This window comes from Streptomyces sp. NPDC033966 (assembly GCF_055575955.1).
This window is the reverse complement of record NZ_JBVIRQ010000002.1, coordinates 539008-555590: the sequence shown is the minus strand read 5'-3', so window position 1 is coordinate 555590 and position 16583 is coordinate 539008. Positions and strand designations below refer to the sequence as shown.

The following is a 16583-nucleotide window of genomic DNA, read 5'->3' as shown; positions in this document are numbered from 1 at the left end:
GTATCGATACACTGGCGTGTCGATATGAACCGAAAGAAGTGAGACCGGGGGATGACCTCCCACACCACACCGGACCGGCCACCAGCCGGGAAGAGCGATGCCGGCCGCCGGCTCATACGCGAGCTGCTGCTCGTCGCGGGCCTGTTCGCCGTCTACAAGGCGGGCCGGATGCTGTCGACGGGCCGCACCGACGAGGCCTTCCGCAACGCCGGCCGGGTGTGGGACGCCGAACGCGCCCTGCACCTGCCCTCAGAGGGCGCGGTCCAGCGGCTGCTGCTCCACTCGGACGCCCTCGTGCACACCGCCAACACCTACTACGCGGCCGTGCACTTCCCCGCGACCGCCCTGTTCCTGGTCTGGCTGTACCTGCGCCGCCCCGGGCACTACCTGTGGACCCGCCGGGTGCTCGCCGTCCTCACCGGCGCCGCCCTCGTGCTGCACCTCTCCTTCCCGCTCGCGCCGCCCCGGATGCTGGACGCCGCGCACCTGGTGGACACCGCGCAGGTGTACGGGCCGAGCGTCTACGGCGCCGCCCCCGAAGCCGACACCATGGCCAACCAGTTCGCCGCGATGCCCTCCCTGCACTTCGGCTGGGCGCTGATGCTGGCCCTCGGGATGATCGCCGCGACCCGGTCCCGGTGGCGCGCCCTGTGGCTGCTGCACCCCCTGGTGACCCTGCTCGTGGTCGTGGGCACCGCCAACCACTACTGGGTCGACGCCGCGGTGGCCACCGTGCTGCTGGGCGCTGCCCTGCTGCTGGTCCCGCGCCCGGCCTTCGCCGACGCCGCCGCGGCGGTACGGGGCCTGCCGCGCCCGCGCCGGTCGGCGGAGCCGGTCCCGGGCGCGCCCGGCGCCGGCGCGCCCGCGGCCGCCCCGGACCCCGCCGCTGCCGCGCCTGCGGACGCCCTGGACCCCGCCGCTGCCGCGCCCGTCCCCGCCGGAGGCGAGCGGTGAACGCCACCGTCCTCGCCGTCGCCCTCTGCCTCGCCGCCGCCGCCACCTACGCGGCCGCCGCCGTCGCCCAGGAGCGCCTCGCCCGCCGGGCCGTCGCCCGCACCGCCCGGGCCCTGCTCGGCAACGGCGCCTGGTGGTGGTCGGCCGGACTGAACGCCGCCGCAGCGCTGCTGCACGCCGCCGCGCTGCGCTACGGCCCGCTGACCCTGGTCCAGCCGCTGGGCGCGCTCACCCTGGTGGCCGCCGTCCCGCTGGGGGCGCGCGGCGCCGGGCGGCGGGTCGCCGCCACCGAGTGGCGGGGCACCCTGGCCACCGTCGCCGGGCTCGGGCTGCTGCTGCTCCCCGCCTCCGGCCCGGCCCCCGACGACACCCTCACCCTGGCCGAGGCCCTCGCCGTGTCCGGGGCCACCGTCGCCGCGATCGTCCTGCTCACCGCCCGCAAGGACCCCGGCCCGGGACTCCGCCACGCCACCGCCTCCGGGCTGGCCTCCGCCGTCGCCTCCGCCCTGACCCAGACCGTGGCCGTGGCGGGCGGCCGGGGCGGGGCCCTGCTCAGCGGCCGGGTGATCACCGTGGCCCTGCTCGTCGTGGTCTTCGCCGTCGGCGGGATGCTGCTCTCGCAGCGGGCCTACCGGGGCGGCCTCGGCGCCCCGCTCGCCGTGGTCAACCTGGCCAACCCGCTCGCGGCGGCCGCCATCGGCATGATCCTGCTCGGCGAACGCCTCCAGGGCGGCGCCCTCGGGATCCTGCTCGCCGCCGCCGGAGCCCTCGCGGCCACCCGCGGGGTCCTGCTCCTCACCCGTACCGCGCCCGCCGCCCCGGGCGCCGAAAGCCGCCCCGTACCGGCCGGCCATGTGACAGCATGATCGGCATGGCCGACCGCTCGTACCTCTCCCTCTGGTCCAGGAACTCCGTGCTGTCCATCGGCTCGGTGGGCTCGGTGCTCTCCATCGGCTCGGCGGGCAGCTTCCTCTCCGTCGGCTCCCTCGGGTCCGCGCTCTCGGTCGGCTCGACCGCCTCGTGGCTGAGCGCGGGCTCCGCCTTCTCGGCCCGCTCCACCCTCTCGCTCTTCGCCTACCGCTCCCGGGGCGGGGTCGCGGTGGTCGGCGCCGTCGCGGGAGCGGCGGCGGCCGCCGCCCTGTGGCGCGCCCGCCACCGCTGAGAACCGCCGGGCCCGCGCTCGCGTCCTTCTGGGGCAGAGACGCACACGAAGAGCGGAGAGAACGGCATGGGCATCATCGGCTGGATCATCCTGGGCCTGCTGGCCGGAGGCATCGCCAAGATCCTGCTCCCCGGCCGGGACCCGGGCGGCTTCATCGTCACCACCCTGATCGGCGTGGCCGGCGCCTTCATCGGCGGCTGGCTCTCCGCCAAGTTCCTCGACCGCCCGATCCAGGCCCAGTTCTTCGACCTCGCCACCTGGGGCGCCGCCATCGCGGGCTCCCTCGTCCTGCTCGTCGGCTACCGCATCCTCTTCGGCAACTCCCGACGCTGAGCGCCTGGCCCCCTACGCTGGGCCCCGCGCGACGTACGAGATGCGAGGAGCCCGGAACCACATGAGCGTCACCCTCCCCCAGCTACCGCCGGGGGTACCCCCCGTCCCCACCGCCGACCTGTACGACGAGCACGGCGAGGACCTCGGCATCTGCGCCACCCCGTTCCGCCGGATCGGCGGCCGGCACCTGTACGCCGGACCCGTGCGCACCGTCCGCTGCCACGAGGACAACGCCCTGCTGCGCGAACTCCTCCACACCCCGGGCGAGGGCGCCGTCCTCGTCGTCGACGGCGGCGGCTCCCTGCGCACCGCCCTGGTCGGCGACCTCATCGCCGGCGCGGCCCACGCCTCCGGCTGGGCCGGCCTGATCGTCAACGGCGCCGTCCGCGACAGCGTCGCCCTCGGCACCCTGGACCTCGGCGTCCAGGCCCTCGGCACCTGCCCGCGCAAGAGCGGCAAGACCGGCGAGGGCGCCGTCGACGAGCCCGTCACCATCGGCGGGGTCACCTTCCGCCCGGGCGACACCGTGTACGTGGACGACGACGGCGTCGTCGTGCTGCCCGCCGGGCACTGACACCGTCGGTTTCGCGCCACCTCCCGGCCACCGCCCTGGCGGCGGCGGGCCGCCAGGGGTTTCACTGCGGGCCCATGAGACGACACAGGATCATGGGCCTGCTCGGCGCGCTCACCCTCGCCGCCGGGGCCCTGGCCGGCCCCGCGGCCGCCGCCGGCACCCCGGCCGCCGGAACGCCTGCCGCCGGCGGAACGCCTGCCGCCGGCACCCCGGCCGCCGGACCCGTCCCGCCCGCCGAGTTCGGCACCGACTGGCACGACCCCCTCACCGCAGCCCCGCCCGTCAGCCGCCCCGCCACCCGCTCCTGCCAGGTGACCCTGGCCGAGGCCCAGTTCCGCGACTTCACCCCCTACAAGGGCACCTACACCCCGCCCGCCGGCTGCGGCCGCTCCGACTGGGCCAAGGCCGTCCTGCGCCTCGACGGCAAGGTCAAGGGCCGCCAGTACGACCGCCTCGGCAACCTCACCCTCGGCGGCGTCGAGATCCTGCGCACCTCCACCCCCGAACCCTCGCCCGAGGGCATCGAGTGGTCCGTCGAGAAGGACGTCACCCGCTACCGCGACGTCCTCAGCCGCCCGGGACCCGTCGAGATGCTGATCGGCAACGTCGTCAACGACACCTACACCGGCGTCATCGACGTCAAGGTGACCCTGACCCTCTACGCCGCCGACCGGCACGCCCCCGCCCCGGACACCCCCGACCGGGTCCTGCCGCTCACCGGCTCCGACCGGGGAGGGGCCGCCGTCACCACCCCGCGCAACACCGAGCGGCTCCTCGCCGAGGTGTACGCCACCGGCTCCGGCGGCGGCTGCGAGGAGTACTGGTACATGACCGTCCCCGACGCCGCGCCCTACTCCTGCAAGGCCGCCGACGGCCCCTACCGCGAGGTCCGGATCTCCGTCGACGGACAGCTCGCCGGGCTGGCCGCGCCCTTCCCGACCGTGTGGACCGGCGGCTGGTCCAACCCCTTCCTCTGGTACGTCACCCCCGCCCCGCGCGCCTTCGACGTCCAGCCCGTCGTGTACGACCTCACCCCCTACGCCGCCCTGCTCAACGACGGCCGCGAGCACCGCGTCGAGGTCTCCGTCGCAGGCGTCCCGGCCGGCCAGGCCGGCTGGAGCACCCCCGCCAACCTGCTGCTCTGGCAGGACCACGGCCGCCAGGTCGTCACCGGGGCCCTGACCCGCCACGAGGAGGGCGCCCCCACCGGATCCTCCCGCTGGACCCCCGCCGCCCCCGGCGGCGAACACCGCCTGGACACCGACGGAGCCCACCGCCTCACCGTCGTCGGGCACCTCGACACCTCCCACGGCCGGGTCACCACCACCGTCACCCGCGCCGTGTCCCACACCTCCGCGCACCGCTGGACCGACGGCGAGAACCGGGACGCCCTCACGGCCTCCTGGACCGACGAGGAGAGCGTCACCCGCGGCGCCGCCACCACCCGTACGGCCCGCACCTACACGATGGACGGCGAGACCACCCTCGGCGCCGGGGACCGGCTGCGCACCGTCCTGTCCCTCGGCGACCGCGCCGACACCGTCACCCTGCGCGGCGGCCGGCAGACCGGCCGCACCCTCCTCGACGACCGGTACACGGGCGACGCCTCGTACACGGCGAACGTCCCGCGCGACCAGCGGCACGCCGTCGGCACCTCCACCGAGCGCTACCGCCTGTACGGGCCGGACATCCGCGGCGGCTGTTACGACCGTACGGTGTCCAGCGCGCAGGGCGTTCTGACGGAGGACCGCCTCCGCTGTTGACGGTGGCGGGGCCTACGATGGCCGCCCATGGAGAACAGTGAGGCCGGCAGACGGCTGATCGACGGCCGTTTCGAACTCATCGGCCCCCTGGGCGCCGGAGGCATGGGCACGGTGTGGCGCGCCCGCGACATCGCACTGCACCGCGAGGTCGCCCTCAAGGAGGTGCGCCCGCCGGACCCCGCCACCGCCGCCGCGCAGCCGGACCTCGCCGTCCAGCTGCGCGAGCGGGCCATCCGGGAGGCGCGGGCCCTGGCCCGCCTCGCCCATCCCAACGTGGTGACGATCCACCACATCGTGGAGCCCGCCCCGGGCACCGAAGGCCACCCGTGGATCGTGATGGAGCTGCTCAGGGGCGGCTCCCTGCACGACCGGCTCGCCGCCGGACCGATGCCGCTGCCCGAGGTGGTGCGGCTCGGCCTCGACATCCTCTCCGCGCTGCGCGCCGCGCACGCGGAGGGCGTGCTCCACCGGGACGTGAAGCCGGCCAACGTCCTGCTGCGGCCCGACGGGGCGGGCGTGCTGACCGACTTCGGCATCGCCGCCCTGCACGGGGCGACCGCCCTCACCTCCACCGGGGTGCTGATCGGCTCGCCCGAGTACATCGCCCCCGAGCGGTGCCGGGGCGAGGAGGGCCTGGCGGCCTCCGACCTGTGGTCGCTCGGCATGATGCTGTACGTGGCGGCCGAGGGCACGCACCCGCTGCGCCGGGCCACCAGCCTCGCCACCGTGGTCGCCGTCCTCGACGAGCCGATCCCGGCGCCCGTGCGCTCCGGCCCGCTGGGGCCCGTACTGGAACGGCTGCTCGTGCGCGATCCCGCCGCGCGGCCCGACGGCACCGAGCTGGAAGCACTGCTCCGGAGTGCGAGCACCGCTCTCGCCACGGGTGCCGTGGCCGCCCCCGCGGCGGCGCTCGCGGGCCCCGGGCCCTACGGCCCGCCTCCCACGGTCTCCGGCACCCGCCCCTTCACCCCCGGCGGCGGCTCCCCGTACGGGCCCACCAGCCCCGTCCCCGCCGTCGCCCCGGCTCAGGCCCGGGGGCGCGGCCGCGCCGCGCTGATCGGCGGACTCCTCGCGCTGGCCCTCGCCGGCGGCGTGGCCGGGCTCGTCCAGGCCCTGCCCGACGGCACGTCCGGCGACCCGGACGCGAAGGGCTCCACGGCCTCCGCCCCGGCCACCGGCGGCGCGGCCACCAGCGTCGCCCAGGTGCCCGCCACCCCGAAGTCCGCCCCGCCCAAGGCCCAGGGCACCCCCGCCGCTGCGGCCAGGGGCAACCTGCTCACGCCCGACAAGGTCCGTACCGCCATCGAGGCGTTCAAGCAGCAGACCGGCACCACCACCTTCGTGGAGATGACCGTCTACGAGGGGTACGTGCTGGCCTCCATCCCCACCGCCCCCGGGGCGGACACCTTCGACCGGTACGAGTACCGCGACGGCCAGGTCAAGCGCGACGGACCCGGCGGCACCGTCAAGCAGGACGAGCCGCTCATCGACATGGCGGCCGTGAAGTGGGACGCCCTGCCCGGCCTCCTGGACCGGGCGCAGCAGGAACTCGGCGTCACCGAGCCGACCTCCCGCTACGTCATCGTCGAGCCCTGGCTCTTCGACGCGACCCCCTCCATGCGCCCCTACCTCACCGACGAGTACGGGCGGGGCGGCTACGTGTACGCCGACACCCAGGGCAACGTGAAGAAGGTGTACCGCTCCTGACATCGTGTAGCCGTACACGCGCACCCGTACGCGCACCCCGTACGCACCCGCGTACGGCAGACACGGCCCAAGGAGCACGGTCCACCATGCCCAGCTGGCGCAGCACCCTCACCCAGGCCGGGATAACCGACCCCCGGCTGCGGGCCGACCACACCCACGCCGCCCGCCGGGTGCTGCGCCGCGAACCGGCCCCGTACCTCACCCTGCGGCTGCTCGCCGCACCACCCCTGGTGCCCTGGCTCTCCACGGGCCTGGCCTTCATGAACCTGGTCGACGACGTGGCCGAGACCGGCACCCCGGGCGTGCGGGCCGCCGGACTCGCCGCACTGGCGGGCCGCGTCGAGTCGGCCATGGCGACCGGTGACAGCCCCGACCCGCTGCTGCGCGCCTACGCCCACGCCGTTCGCGGCAGGGGCCTGCCCGGCCACTGGATCACCCGCTTCCTCGACGGCGCGGCCACCGCCGAGGCCGGCTTCGACGGCTTCGCGGCCGAGGAGGACTTCCAGGCGTACCTCGACGCCTACGCCTGGCCCGGGATCATGGTCTTCACCGGCCTCCAGTACCAGGGCGGGCCCGGCGCCGCCCAGGCCGCGGGCTGGCGCGCCTTCGTGGACGCCGCCCAGCGGGTCGACTTCCTCGCCGACCTGGCCGGCGACCTCGCCGAGGGGCGGCTCTGCATCCCGCGCTCCCGCCTCGCCGAGCACTCCGTCACCCGCGCCGACCTCGAACAGGCCCGTGACACCCCGGCGGTCCGCGCCCTCCTCGCCGCCGAGTGCGCCCGCGCGCGCACCGCCCTCACCGCGGCCGAGGGCATCCTCGACCTCACCGAGCCCGGACTGCGCCCGGTGGTCGCCGCCATGACGGAGCTGATGGGACACCAGCTGGCCGCGGTGGAGAAGGCCGGCACCGGCGCCCTGCGCAAGGACGTCGGCTACGGCCTGGCCGCCCCCGTGGGCACCCTGGTCCGCGCACTGCGGAGGCGGTGACCTCTCCGGTGTGACATTCGTACTGTCCAGGACCGTACGGCCGGACCTGCCGGCGGCCGGGCCCCCGCCCGAACCCGCTGACCGGGCGAGGCCGATGTGCTGGACGCCGCCGCCTAGTACGCGCCGTTGACGTTGTCGATCGAGCCGTAGCGGGCGGCGGCGTAGTTGCAGGCCGCCGTGATGTTCGCGACCGGGTCGTACGAGTCCAGGGACGTGCCGGGAACGTGGTAGGCGCGGAAGGTCGGGTCGATGACCTGGAGCAGGCCCTTGGAGGGGATGCCGGCCGCGGCGTTGGAGTCCCAGTTGTTGATGGCGAGGGGATTGCCCGAGGACTCCCGCATCACATTGCGGTGGATTCCGTTGTAGCTGCCGGGGATTCCGTGCGTGGCCATGATGTCCAGCGACTGCCGGATCCAGCCGTCGAGGTTGTTCGCGTACGCGGGGGCGGCCGGTTTGGCGGCGGGCTTCGCCGCTGCCGCCCGCGCCGCCGCGCCGAGGCTCAGTCTGAGGCCGGGGCGGATCACCGAGGGGTTGGAGCCGATGACGCTGCGGTTGGCCTCGTAGAGCGCCTGCCAGCCGCCGCTCACGGAATGCCGGGACGCGATCTTCGAAAGGGTGTCGCCGCCCACCACCGAATAGGTGAGGGACGCCGTCGCCTTTTCCACGGACGCCTTTTCCGCGGCGGCCTTCTCCACCGCCGGCTTCTGCGCGGCGGCCTTCTCCACGGCCGCCTTGACGAGCGATGCCGGAACCGGCTGGGTGCCGGTCGCCCCGGCCGTCGTGGCGCTGATCAGAGGGAGGGCGAGAGCCGCTCCACCCGTGCCGGCGACCGCCAGCTTCCGGGCGATCCAGTGCTGCTTCGGCCGACGGTGCTTACCGTGTCGGGGCATGGCGCTGTTCCTCACGTGGGGGTACGGGAGAGCCCCGGCGGCGGCCGGATTCGGCAGTCGGCCGCGGGGAGTGAGGTGACCGTAGGCGAGCGCGCGGCGCGGGAACAAGACACGAATTCCACCCGTAGATCGACTTCTCGGACGGTGTCCGTTAAATGACCATGAAATAGGGATCACGAAAAGGCTGATTTCCTTTCGGGGGAAAGGGAATCAGCCGTTCCGGATGAATTGATGTTGCTCGGGCCCGCGTGACCCACATCACGGGTCCAGCAGGTTTGAAGCCGCCTCGCGCAATACGGTCAATTGGCGCCCCGATGCTGCCGATTCGGGCGACCCGCGCGAGAGCGATGAAAGCTGATGAATGGGGTATTCCGGGCATGGGTGGGCCCGCTCCGGGCCCTCAGAGGGAGGTCAGCGCCTCCAGGGTGGCGTCCACGGCCCGCCGGGACGCGGGCAGCAGGGGCAGGCGTACGTCCGGGGTGGGGATCCGGCCCTGCGCGTGCAGCACACCCTTGACCACCACCGGGTTCGGCTCCGCGAAGGCCGCCGCCGAGACCCGCGCCAGCCCGTGCCCCAGCTCCCGGGCGCGCACGGCGTCGCCGGCCCGCCAGGCCGCCGCGAGCTCCACGAACCGCTCCGTCGCCAGATGGGCCGAGGCGAGCACCGCCCCCGAGGCGCCCAGCGCCAGCATCGGGGACGCGTACGCGTCGTCCCCGGCCAGGACCGAGAACCCGTCCGGCAGCCGGCCCAGCAGTGCCACCGTCTCCGCGTCGATCCCGCCCGCCGCGTACTTCACCCCGGCCACCCCGGCCAGCGACCCCAGCGCCCGCAGCGCGTCCGCGTCCAGCGGCTGCCCCGTCCGGTACGGGATGTGATACACGATCAGAGGCAGCGGACTCACCTCCGCCAGCCGCGTGAAATGCGCCAGCACTCCCGCCGCCGAGGGCCGTACGAACGACGGCACGGTCACCAGCGCCGCCCGGGCCTCGGGCCACCGCGCCAGCCGCGCCAGCGCCGCTTCGCTCGCCCGGGTCCCGCTCGCCCCCGCCCCCACCGCGAGCGGCGCGCCCCGCTCCCCGCAGACCCGCGCGCAGATCCCGGTGACCAGGTCGCGTTCCGCCTCGTCCAGCGCGGCGGTCTCCCCTGTCGTGCCGAGGGCCACGATCCCGGCGGCCCCCGCGTCGAGCACCTCGTGGGCGAGGGCCTCCAGCGCCTCGGCGGCGACCTCCCCGCCGCGCGTGAAAGGGGTGACGAGCGGGACGTGGATCCCGTCAAGGGTGAGATGGGGGTTATCAGCTGTTTGCCCGGCCGGTGCCGTTTCCTGTCGCATGCAGAAGAGCTTCGCCCGGACCGAGCGCCGAATCCAGTTCGCATTCCTTACGCGACCCGTAAGCTGACCTGATGCTCGACGTACGCCGTCTGCGCCTCCTGCGGGAACTCGCCCGCCGGGGCACCATCGCCGCCGTGGCCGAGGCCCTCGCCTTCAGCCCCTCCGCCGTCTCCCAGCAGCTCGCCGTCCTCGAACGCGAGGCCGGCCTGCCGCTGCTGGAACGCACCGGCCGCCGCGTCCGCCTCACCCCGGCCGCCCAGAACCTCGTACGCCACGCCGAGGCCGTCCTGGAACGGCTGGAGCAGGCCGACGCCGACCTCGCGGAGGCCCGCAGCGGCCTCGCCGGAGTGCTGCGCGTCGGCTCATTCCCCACCGCCACCCGGGCCATCGTCCCGGCGGCCCTGGTCCACCTGGCCCGGCTCCACCCGGGGCTGGAGCCGAGGGTCCGCGAGACCGACCCGGCGGCGGTCGCGCACGCGCTGCGGGCCGGGGAGCTGGACGTCGCCCTGGTCCACGAGTACGACTTCGTCCCCGCGCCGCCGGAGCCCGGGCTCGCCACCCGGCCGCTGTACGGGGAGGCGATGTACCTGGCCGCCCCGCACCCGGGGGCCGGCCCCGCCGCCCCCGCCGGACCGCCCCCGGGCGCCGGCTCCGACCAGGGCGCGGTCCTGCGTACGCACCAGGACGAGCCGTGGATCACCGCCACCCCCGGCACCCTCTGCCACGCCATGACCGTACGGGCCTGCCAGGCGGCCGGGTTCACCCCCCGGATCCGGCACCAGGTCGACGAGTTCGACACCGTCCTCGCGCTGGTCGCGGCCGGGCAGGGGGTGGCCGTCGTCCCCCAGCTGGGAGTGACCGGCCCCCCGGACCCCGCCGTGGCCCTCACCCGCCTGCACATGGAACGCCGCACCAAGGTCGCCTTCCGCAGCGGCGCCTCCGCCCACCCCGCCGTGGCCGCCTTCGCCGCGGCGCTGAGCGCCTCCGTACCACCGGATCTGGCCGGAACCGGAGGCGGCGGGTGACGCGAAGGCCCGCACAACTCCCTTGGGGACCCGTGCCCGTGTACGTTCGATGATCCAGACCGATCCGACCGATCCGACCGATCCGACCGATCCGAACAGAACGGGGTACGACGTGACACATCGCGTACGAGGGGTCATCGCGCGCAGCAAGGGCGCACCGGTGGAGACGACCACGATCCTCGTGCCCGACCCGGGGCCCGGCGAAGCCCTCGTCAAGGTCCAGGCCTGCGGGGTCTGTCACACCGACCTGCACTACCGCGAGGGCGGCATCAACGACGAGTTCCCCTTCCTCCTCGGCCACGAGGCCGCGGGCGTCGTCGAGTCCGTCGGCCCCGACGTCACCTCCGTCGCCCCCGGCGACTTCGTGGTCCTCAACTGGCGTGCGGTGTGCGGCACCTGCCGGGCCTGCAAGCGCGGCCGGCCCTGGTACTGCTTCAACACCCACAACGCCACCCAGCCCATGACCCTGGAGGACGGCACCCCGCTCTCCCCGGCGCTGGGCATCGGTGCCTTCGCCGAGAAGACCCTCGTCGCCGCCGGACAGTGCACCAAGGTGGACCCCGCCGCCTCCCCGGCCGCCGCCGGACTGCTCGGCTGCGGCGTGATGGCGGGCCTGGGCGCCGCCCTGAACACCGGCAACGTCGGGCGCGGCGACTCGGTCGCCGTCATCGGCTGCGGGGGAGTCGGCAACGCGGCCGTCGCCGGCGCCCGGCTGGCCGGCGCCTCGCGGATCATCGCCGTGGACCTGGACGAGCGGAAGCTGGAGTGGGCGCGCGGCCTCGGCGCCACCCACACCGTCAACGGGCGCACGGAGGACGTGGTCAAGGCGATCCAGGAGCTGACCGGCGGGAACGGCGCGGACGTGGTCATCGAGGCCGTCGGCCGCCCCGAGACCTACCGCCAGGCCTTCTACGCCCGCGACCTGGCCGGCACCGTGGTCCTGGTCGGCGTACCGACGCCCGAGATGCAGCTCGAACTCCCGCTCCTGGACGTCTTCGGGCGCGGCGGCGCGCTCAAGTCCTCCTGGTACGGGGACTGCCTGCCCGAGCGCGACTTCCCGCTCCTGATCGACCTCTACCTCCAGGGCCGGCTCGACCTCGACGCGTTCGTCTCCGAGACCATCCCGCTCGACGGGGTCGAGGCGTCCTTCGCCCGCATGGAGCGCGGCGAGGTGCTCCGCTCGGTGGTCGGCTTCTGAGCCGCTGACCCGTGCGCCCGGGCCGGCCGCTCGCGAAGACCGGCCCGGGCGCCGGGCGGCAGGCGGCCCGGCCGCGTGGCCCGCCTGCCCGGGCGGGCCCGCGAACGGGAAGTGGAACGTCAGGTGTGCCCGCGGCCGAGGCGTTCTCCGTGCAGGCCCAGTAGGGGGACGTCGCCTATTGTGCGGCTATGACCGAACAAGCTGAGCAGCAGCCGCCCTTGCAGCCCATGCCCGCCGACTGGCGGCGCGCCCTCGCGGTGGTCGCGCACCCCGACGACCTGGAGTACGGCTGCGCCGCCGCCATCGCCGAGTGGACGGACGGCGGCCGCGAGGTCGCCTACCTCCTCGCCACGCGCGGCGAGGCGGGCATCGACGGGGTCGCCCCGGAGGAGTGCGGCCCGCTGCGCGAGGCCGAGCAGCGCGCGAGCGCGGCGGTCGTCGGGGTCTCCACGGTGGAGTTCCTCGACCACCGCGACGGGGTCGTCGAGTACGGGCTCGGCCTGCGCCGGGACATCGCGGCGGCCATCCGGCGGCACCGCCCCGAGCTGGTGATCACCCTCAACCACCGTGACACCTGGGGCGGGGCGGGCGGCGGCGGGTACTGGAACACCCCCGACCACAAGGCCGTCGGCCGGGCCGTGCTGGACGCCGCCGCCGACGCGGGCAACCGGTGGATCTTCCCCGAACTCGTCTCCGAGCAGGGCCTGGAGCCGTGGGACGGGGTGCGCTGGGTCGCGGTGGCGAACACCGTCACGCCCACCCACGCCGTCGACGCCGGGCCCGGCCTGGAGCGCGCGATCCGGTCCCTGCTGGAGCACAAGGCGTACATCTCCGCGCTGACCGACCAGGACCCCGAGGAGTACGTACGCACCTTCCTCACAGGCAACGTCCAGCAGGCCGCGGCCCGCTTCGGCGGCCGTCCGGCGGTGCCGTTCGAGGTCTTCCCCCGCTGACCGGACCCCCCTAAGCTGACGCTCCATCAGCTGATGTCGGGGGTGCGGTACACGGTGATCGACACGGTCGGCAGAGAGGTGGACGAGGGCGCGGAGCGCATCCGGCTGGACGTCGAGGACGGCATCGCGCTCCTCACCCTCTGCCGTCCCGACAAGCTCAACGGCTGGAGCTGGGAGTCCACCCGCCAGCTGGGCCTGCTCGCCGACCGGATCCGCTTCGACCCGGACGTGCGCGCGGTCCTGCTGCGCGCACAGGGCCGGGCCTTCTGCGCGGGCATCGACGTGACCGCCCCCGGCGGCGCCATCACGGGCGCCTCCGCCGCGGAACGGACCCGGAACTACTACGAGGGCATCCGCTGGGCCCACGAGCGCTTCTCGGTCCTCGCCCGCCTGCCGCAGCCGGTGGTCGCCGCCGTCCAGGGCTACTGCCTGGGCTTCGGCTTCGAACTGGCCCTGATGGCCGACATCCGGATCGCCGCCGCCGACGCCGTCTTCGCCCTGCCCGAGGCCCAGCTGGGCGTGGCGGTGGACGCGGGAGGCGACCTGCGCATCGCCCGGGAGGCCGGCGCGGGCTGGGCCAAGTTCCTCGCCCTGACCGGCCGCAGGATCGACGCGGCCACCGCCGAGCGGCTGGGCCTGGTGCAACTGGTCGTCCCCCCGGCCGGTCTGGACGCCGAGGCCCGCGCCCTGACCGCCGAGATCGCGGCGAACGCCCCGCTCGCCGTCCAGGGCATCAAGCGCTCGATCGACGCCTACGCCGACGCCGCCCTGCCCGCCGCCCTGGACCGGGTCGCCATGACGGCGGCCCTCACCCTCACCTCCGAGGACGCCGCGGAGGGCTACGGGGCCAAAGGCGCCCGCCGGCCCCCGCACTTCAGGGGAGCGTGAGCACCGGCCTCGCAGCCGGGCTTGTGCAGGTCGTGGAAGCCCTGGAACTCCGCGTACATCAGGTCGGCGAAGGACTCGTGCCGCACGGGCCCGCTGCCGCTCCAGCTGGAGAACCGGTACGCCGCCCATTCGCCGTCGGCGTTGACGTCACCGGGGTCGAGGATCAGCCAGGTCTGGTCCCCCACCAGGGAGATCTGGACCGCCCGGCCCCACCGCGCGGACTCGTACGGCTCGTCCTCGTCCCCGTCCTCGTCCCCGTCCCCGTCGCCGTTCCCGTCCTCCTCGTCGAAGTCCTCGTCCCCGTCTTCGTCCTCGTCGAGGTCCTCCTGCTCCCACTCGCTGAGCATCTCGTAGAGGTAGTCCGTCAGCTCCCGCAGCGGACCCACCTCCGCCGCCGGGGCGAGCAGCTCCACGAACTCCCCGGCCCACCGCCAGCCGTCGGTGACCTCCAGGAAGGAGCGGTACGACGGCGGCAGCGGAACCCCCAGCCTGGCTTCGAGCGCGGCTATCCGCTCCGGCGGGGCGGGGTCGAAGCCCAGCCAGCCCAGGGGAGGCTCCGAGGGGGCCTCGGCGCGCATGGCCGTCTCCCGCTCGGCGCTCCAGGTACGGAGGAAGGGTTCCCAGTCGTCGGTCTTCATGCCCCCGATGGTGCCGTACGCCACTGACAACGCCTCAGCAGCCCTTCCCGCACCCGCTCACGGGTGGAACGGCCCGCGTCCCAGCTGCTCGCGCACCGGCACCACTTCCGGCTGGACCAGGGACCGGCGCTGCCAGTTCGCCCCGTCGACCACCAGCGTGTGGCCGGTGACGAAACGGGCGTAGGGCGAGGCCAGGAAGGTGGCGGCCCAGCCCAGTTCGCGCGGGGCGCCCACCCGCAGGGCGGGCTGCCGGGAGTCCTTGGAGTCCGGGGCGGCGCGCTCCAGCCCGCCCCGGATGTCCTCCGTCATGTCGGCGTGCGGGAACAGCCCGGGTACCAGCCCGTTGACGCGGATGCCGTACGGGCCCCACTCCACGGCGAGGGTCTCCACCAGGTTCTTCACCCCGGCCTTGGCGGCGGCGCTGTGGGCGAAGCCCGGGCCGCCGGTCCAGGCGTACGAGGCGCCGACGCTGACGATCGCCCCCGGGCTGCCGGCGGCGAGGTGGCGCCGGCCGAACTCGCGGGTCATGAACCAGGTCCCGGTCAGGGTGGTGTCGACCACCGCCCGCCAGGCGTTGGGGGACAGGTCCTCGGCGGGGCTGGGGAAGTTCGCCGCGGCGTTGTTGACCAGCACGTCCGGCAGTCCCAGCGCGGCCCCGGCGGCGTCGAAGACCCCCGCGACCCGATCGGGGTCCCGGATGTCGCAGACCGCGGCCGCGACCCGGCCCGCGCCGGGCACGGCCGCCAGTTCCCCGCACGCCGCCTCCAGCTGTCCGGCGCGGCGCCCCGCGATCAGCAGGTCGGCGCCGAGCCGCGCGAACTCGGTGGCGATGGCCTTGCCCAGCCCGGTGCCGCCGCCGGTCACCAGGACCACCTGCCCCGCGTACGTGCCGGGGGGCAGGGCGGCGGCGCCGAGCGGAGGGGGCGCGGGCAGGCCGCGCCTGGTCTCGTCCGTCATGGGGCATCGATAGCGCGCCGGCGCGCAGATCGCCATGCCCGTGACGGCGCCCGCCGCTCCGGGCGCTGCCCCGGCCGCTACTTCGGCAGGTACGCCTGCTTGGCCGCGCAGGTCCAGATCACCGGCTTCAGCGTGCCGCCCGCGTTGACGGCCGCGCCGCCGACCCGGCCGTCGTCGGCGACCGACGAGGCGGCGCTGGCCTGGTTCGCGGCGAGCCGGGGCAGGGCGAGCACCGGCCCGGTGCCCGTCCACAGCTGCGCCTGGTCGGGGAGGGTCTGGGTGTCCGGGTGGAACTTGGCGGTGCCGACGGAGATGTTGTTCGTCGGGCCGATCGCCTCGAAGGTGCCGTACGGGTGGGTCTTCAGCGCCGCGGGGGCGCCGACGGGCCCGGAGTACGGCGGGGTCCAGGTCACCGGCCGGAACTGGTAGCCCATGCCGTACCAGTCGTAGCCGACGACCCGGCCGCTCTCGTCGATGTCCTGCACCCAGCTGTCGTTGGAGGTGCGGGCCAGGGCCTTCGCCGGGCCGCCGTCGGCGGGCCAGAGGACCGGGTAGCTCCCCTCCAGACGGGCGCCGGTCTCGGGGACCTCGTAGTCCTCGCGCGCCATGCCGATGACGTCGCCCTTGCTGTTGATGCCGGTGACCAGCTCGACGCGGGTGCCGGGCGCCGCGTCGGCGGGCACGGCGAGGTCGCGGACCTTCAGGCCGTCCTTCCACACGCTGCCCAGCCCCGTCCGGGTCCGCGAGACGACGAAGCCGGCGTCGTTGACGTCGGCCTCCTCGGACATCCAGTCGCTGCCCGGCAGCCGGGTGACCGCGGCGTCGCCCGCCCGGTAGGTGAAGAGGTAGCCGTCGGCGCCGCGGACGGCGCCCACCATCAGGCCGCCCTTGTTCACGGCGAGCACCGCGCCCGAGAGGTTCGTGTCGGGCACCGGGACCTTGCGGAGCCGCGTGCCGGTCCAGTAGACGGGCTTGCCTCCGGAGAGGCCGACGGACAGGTTGCCCGTGCCGAGGTCGAGGACCCCCTCGGTCTGTTCGTGGCCCGCGCTGTAGCCGCCGGTCCCGATGGAGCCCAGGACCTGGATCCGGGGCGTGCAGGCCGGGGCGGCCGCGGCCGGTCCGGCGGCGGTGACGATCCCGGCCAGGACGAGGGCTGCGGCGGCCGCCGAGCCGGCCCGGCGCGTGCGCGTGCGCATGCGTGTGCTGTTCATCTTCCGGTTCCCCC

17 protein-coding genes are annotated in these 16583 nt (G+C 75.0%); 12 read left to right on the top strand and 5 right to left on the bottom strand.

All coding sequences use genetic code 11. From position 1 onward, the window contains the following. Positions 1-51: 51 nt before the first annotated feature. The 8 genes from ACZ518_RS07980 (at position 52) to ACZ518_RS07945 (ending at position 7479) form a co-directional block, all read left to right on the top strand. Positions 52-954, top strand: coding sequence for a phosphatase PAP2 family protein (locus ACZ518_RS07980; RefSeq protein WP_469112150.1), 903 nt, complete (start codon positions 52-54; stop codon positions 952-954). Further along, positions 951-1820: a hypothetical protein gene (locus tag ACZ518_RS07975; RefSeq protein ID WP_469112149.1), complete on the top strand. Its 870-nt coding sequence runs from the start codon at positions 951-953 to the stop codon at positions 1818-1820. Before ACZ518_RS07980 ends, ACZ518_RS07975 begins: the two co-directional genes overlap by 4 nt. 5 nt (positions 1821-1825) lie before the next feature. Continuing rightward, positions 1826-2116: a hypothetical protein gene (locus tag ACZ518_RS07970; protein ID WP_469112148.1), complete on the top strand. Its 291-nt coding sequence runs from the start codon at positions 1826-1828 to the stop codon at positions 2114-2116. A 66-nt stretch (positions 2117-2182) separates the two neighbouring features. Continuing rightward, the gene (locus ACZ518_RS07965; protein ID WP_469112147.1) at positions 2183-2449 is read left to right on the top strand and encodes a GlsB/YeaQ/YmgE family stress response membrane protein; all 267 of its coding nucleotides are present in this window, start codon (positions 2183-2185) and stop codon (positions 2447-2449) included. Positions 2450-2510: 61 nt separating this feature from the next. Next, on the top strand, positions 2511-3023 hold the full coding sequence (rraA, locus tag ACZ518_RS07960) for a ribonuclease E activity regulator RraA (RefSeq protein WP_469112146.1): 513 nt from the start codon (positions 2511-2513) through the stop codon (positions 3021-3023). Positions 3024-3097: 74 nt separating this feature from the next. Next, positions 3098-4786, top strand: a complete 1689-nt coding sequence (locus tag ACZ518_RS07955) for a peptide-N4-asparagine amidase (RefSeq protein WP_469112145.1) — start codon at positions 3098-3100, stop codon at positions 4784-4786. 27 nt (positions 4787-4813) lie between these two features. Next, the gene (locus ACZ518_RS07950; RefSeq protein ID WP_469112144.1) at positions 4814-6493 is read left to right on the top strand and encodes a serine/threonine-protein kinase; all 1680 of its coding nucleotides are present in this window, start codon (positions 4814-4816) and stop codon (positions 6491-6493) included. Between the two features lie 86 nt (positions 6494-6579). Beyond that, positions 6580-7479, top strand: a complete 900-nt coding sequence (locus ACZ518_RS07945; protein ID WP_469112143.1) for a squalene/phytoene synthase family protein — start codon at positions 6580-6582, stop codon at positions 7477-7479. Positions 7480-7592: 113 nt separating this feature from the next. Here ACZ518_RS07945 and ACZ518_RS07940 read toward each other — a convergent pair whose 3' ends face one another. Continuing rightward, entirely contained in the window at positions 7593-8369 is a 777-nt protein-coding gene (locus ACZ518_RS07940) for a LysM peptidoglycan-binding domain-containing protein (RefSeq protein WP_469112142.1), read from the bottom strand. A 400-nt stretch (positions 8370-8769) separates the two neighbouring features. Beyond that, positions 8770-9699, bottom strand: coding sequence for a dihydrodipicolinate synthase family protein (locus ACZ518_RS07935; RefSeq protein ID WP_469112141.1), 930 nt, complete (start codon positions 9697-9699; stop codon positions 8770-8772). Positions 9700-9770: 71 nt separating this feature from the next. Here ACZ518_RS07935 and ACZ518_RS07930 point away from each other — a divergent pair, with 71 nt between their 5' ends. The 4 genes from ACZ518_RS07930 to ACZ518_RS07915 all read left to right on the top strand — a co-directional run bounded on the left by ACZ518_RS07930 (position 9771) and on the right by ACZ518_RS07915 (position 13763). After that, positions 9771-10724 (top strand): LysR family transcriptional regulator, encoded by a 954-nt coding sequence (locus tag ACZ518_RS07930; protein ID WP_469112140.1) that lies wholly within the window; start codon positions 9771-9773, stop codon positions 10722-10724. Between the two features lie 112 nt (positions 10725-10836). Continuing rightward, positions 10837-11922: an S-(hydroxymethyl)mycothiol dehydrogenase gene (locus ACZ518_RS07925; RefSeq protein ID WP_469112139.1), complete on the top strand. Its 1086-nt coding sequence runs from the start codon at positions 10837-10839 to the stop codon at positions 11920-11922. A 188-nt stretch (positions 11923-12110) separates the two neighbouring features. Further along, the gene (locus ACZ518_RS07920; protein ID WP_469112138.1) at positions 12111-12875 is read left to right on the top strand and encodes a PIG-L deacetylase family protein; all 765 of its coding nucleotides are present in this window, start codon (positions 12111-12113) and stop codon (positions 12873-12875) included. Between the two features lie 33 nt (positions 12876-12908). Beyond that, positions 12909-13763: an enoyl-CoA hydratase/isomerase family protein gene (locus ACZ518_RS07915; RefSeq protein ID WP_469112137.1), complete on the top strand. Its 855-nt coding sequence runs from the start codon at positions 12909-12911 to the stop codon at positions 13761-13763. Here ACZ518_RS07915 and ACZ518_RS07910 read toward each other — a convergent pair. The 3 genes from ACZ518_RS07910 to ACZ518_RS07900 form a co-directional block, all read right to left on the bottom strand. After that, positions 13715-14401, bottom strand: a complete 687-nt coding sequence (locus tag ACZ518_RS07910; RefSeq protein ID WP_469112136.1) for an SMI1/KNR4 family protein — start codon at positions 14399-14401, stop codon at positions 13715-13717. The two genes, ACZ518_RS07915 and ACZ518_RS07910, sit on opposite strands and share 49 nt — an antisense overlap. Before the next feature lie 57 nt (positions 14402-14458). After that, positions 14459-15358, bottom strand: a complete 900-nt coding sequence (locus ACZ518_RS07905; RefSeq protein ID WP_469112135.1) for an SDR family oxidoreductase — start codon at positions 15356-15358, stop codon at positions 14459-14461. Positions 15359-15435: 77 nt separating this feature from the next. After that, positions 15436-16569, bottom strand: coding sequence for a hypothetical protein (locus tag ACZ518_RS07900; protein WP_469112134.1), 1134 nt, complete (start codon positions 16567-16569; stop codon positions 15436-15438). Positions 16570-16583: the final 14 nt, after the last annotated feature.

What these genes read in the sequence shown, in the direction of transcription:
- ACZ518_RS07900 (WP_469112134.1), bottom strand. Translation starts at nt 16,569, where the DNA reads ATGAACAGCACACGCATGCGCACGCGCACGCGCCGGGCCGGCTCGGCG.
- ACZ518_RS07955 (WP_469112145.1), top strand. Translation starts at nt 3,098, where the DNA reads ATGAGACGACACAGGATCATGGGCCTGCTCGGCGCGCTCACCCTCGCC.
- ACZ518_RS07915 (WP_469112137.1), top strand. Translation starts at nt 12,909, where the DNA reads ATGTCGGGGGTGCGGTACACGGTGATCGACACGGTCGGCAGAGAGGTG.
- ACZ518_RS07970 (WP_469112148.1), top strand. Translation starts at nt 1,826, where the DNA reads ATGGCCGACCGCTCGTACCTCTCCCTCTGGTCCAGGAACTCCGTGCTG.
- ACZ518_RS07945 (WP_469112143.1), top strand. Translation starts at nt 6,580, where the DNA reads ATGCCCAGCTGGCGCAGCACCCTCACCCAGGCCGGGATAACCGACCCC.
- rraA (WP_469112146.1), top strand. Translation starts at nt 2,511, where the DNA reads ATGAGCGTCACCCTCCCCCAGCTACCGCCGGGGGTACCCCCCGTCCCC.
- ACZ518_RS07950 (WP_469112144.1), top strand. Translation starts at nt 4,814, where the DNA reads ATGGAGAACAGTGAGGCCGGCAGACGGCTGATCGACGGCCGTTTCGAA.
- ACZ518_RS07920 (WP_469112138.1), top strand. Translation starts at nt 12,111, where the DNA reads ATGACCGAACAAGCTGAGCAGCAGCCGCCCTTGCAGCCCATGCCCGCC.
- ACZ518_RS07910 (WP_469112136.1), bottom strand. Translation starts at nt 14,401, where the DNA reads ATGAAGACCGACGACTGGGAACCCTTCCTCCGTACCTGGAGCGCCGAG.
- ACZ518_RS07930 (WP_469112140.1), top strand. Translation starts at nt 9,771, where the DNA reads ATGCTCGACGTACGCCGTCTGCGCCTCCTGCGGGAACTCGCCCGCCGG.
- ACZ518_RS07905 (WP_469112135.1), bottom strand. Translation starts at nt 15,358, where the DNA reads ATGACGGACGAGACCAGGCGCGGCCTGCCCGCGCCCCCTCCGCTCGGC.
- ACZ518_RS07980 (WP_469112150.1), top strand. Translation starts at nt 52, where the DNA reads ATGACCTCCCACACCACACCGGACCGGCCACCAGCCGGGAAGAGCGAT.
- ACZ518_RS07935 (WP_469112141.1), bottom strand. Translation starts at nt 9,699, where the DNA reads ATGCGACAGGAAACGGCACCGGCCGGGCAAACAGCTGATAACCCCCAT.
- ACZ518_RS07965 (WP_469112147.1), top strand. Translation starts at nt 2,183, where the DNA reads ATGGGCATCATCGGCTGGATCATCCTGGGCCTGCTGGCCGGAGGCATC.
- ACZ518_RS07940 (WP_469112142.1), bottom strand. Translation starts at nt 8,369, where the DNA reads ATGCCCCGACACGGTAAGCACCGTCGGCCGAAGCAGCACTGGATCGCC.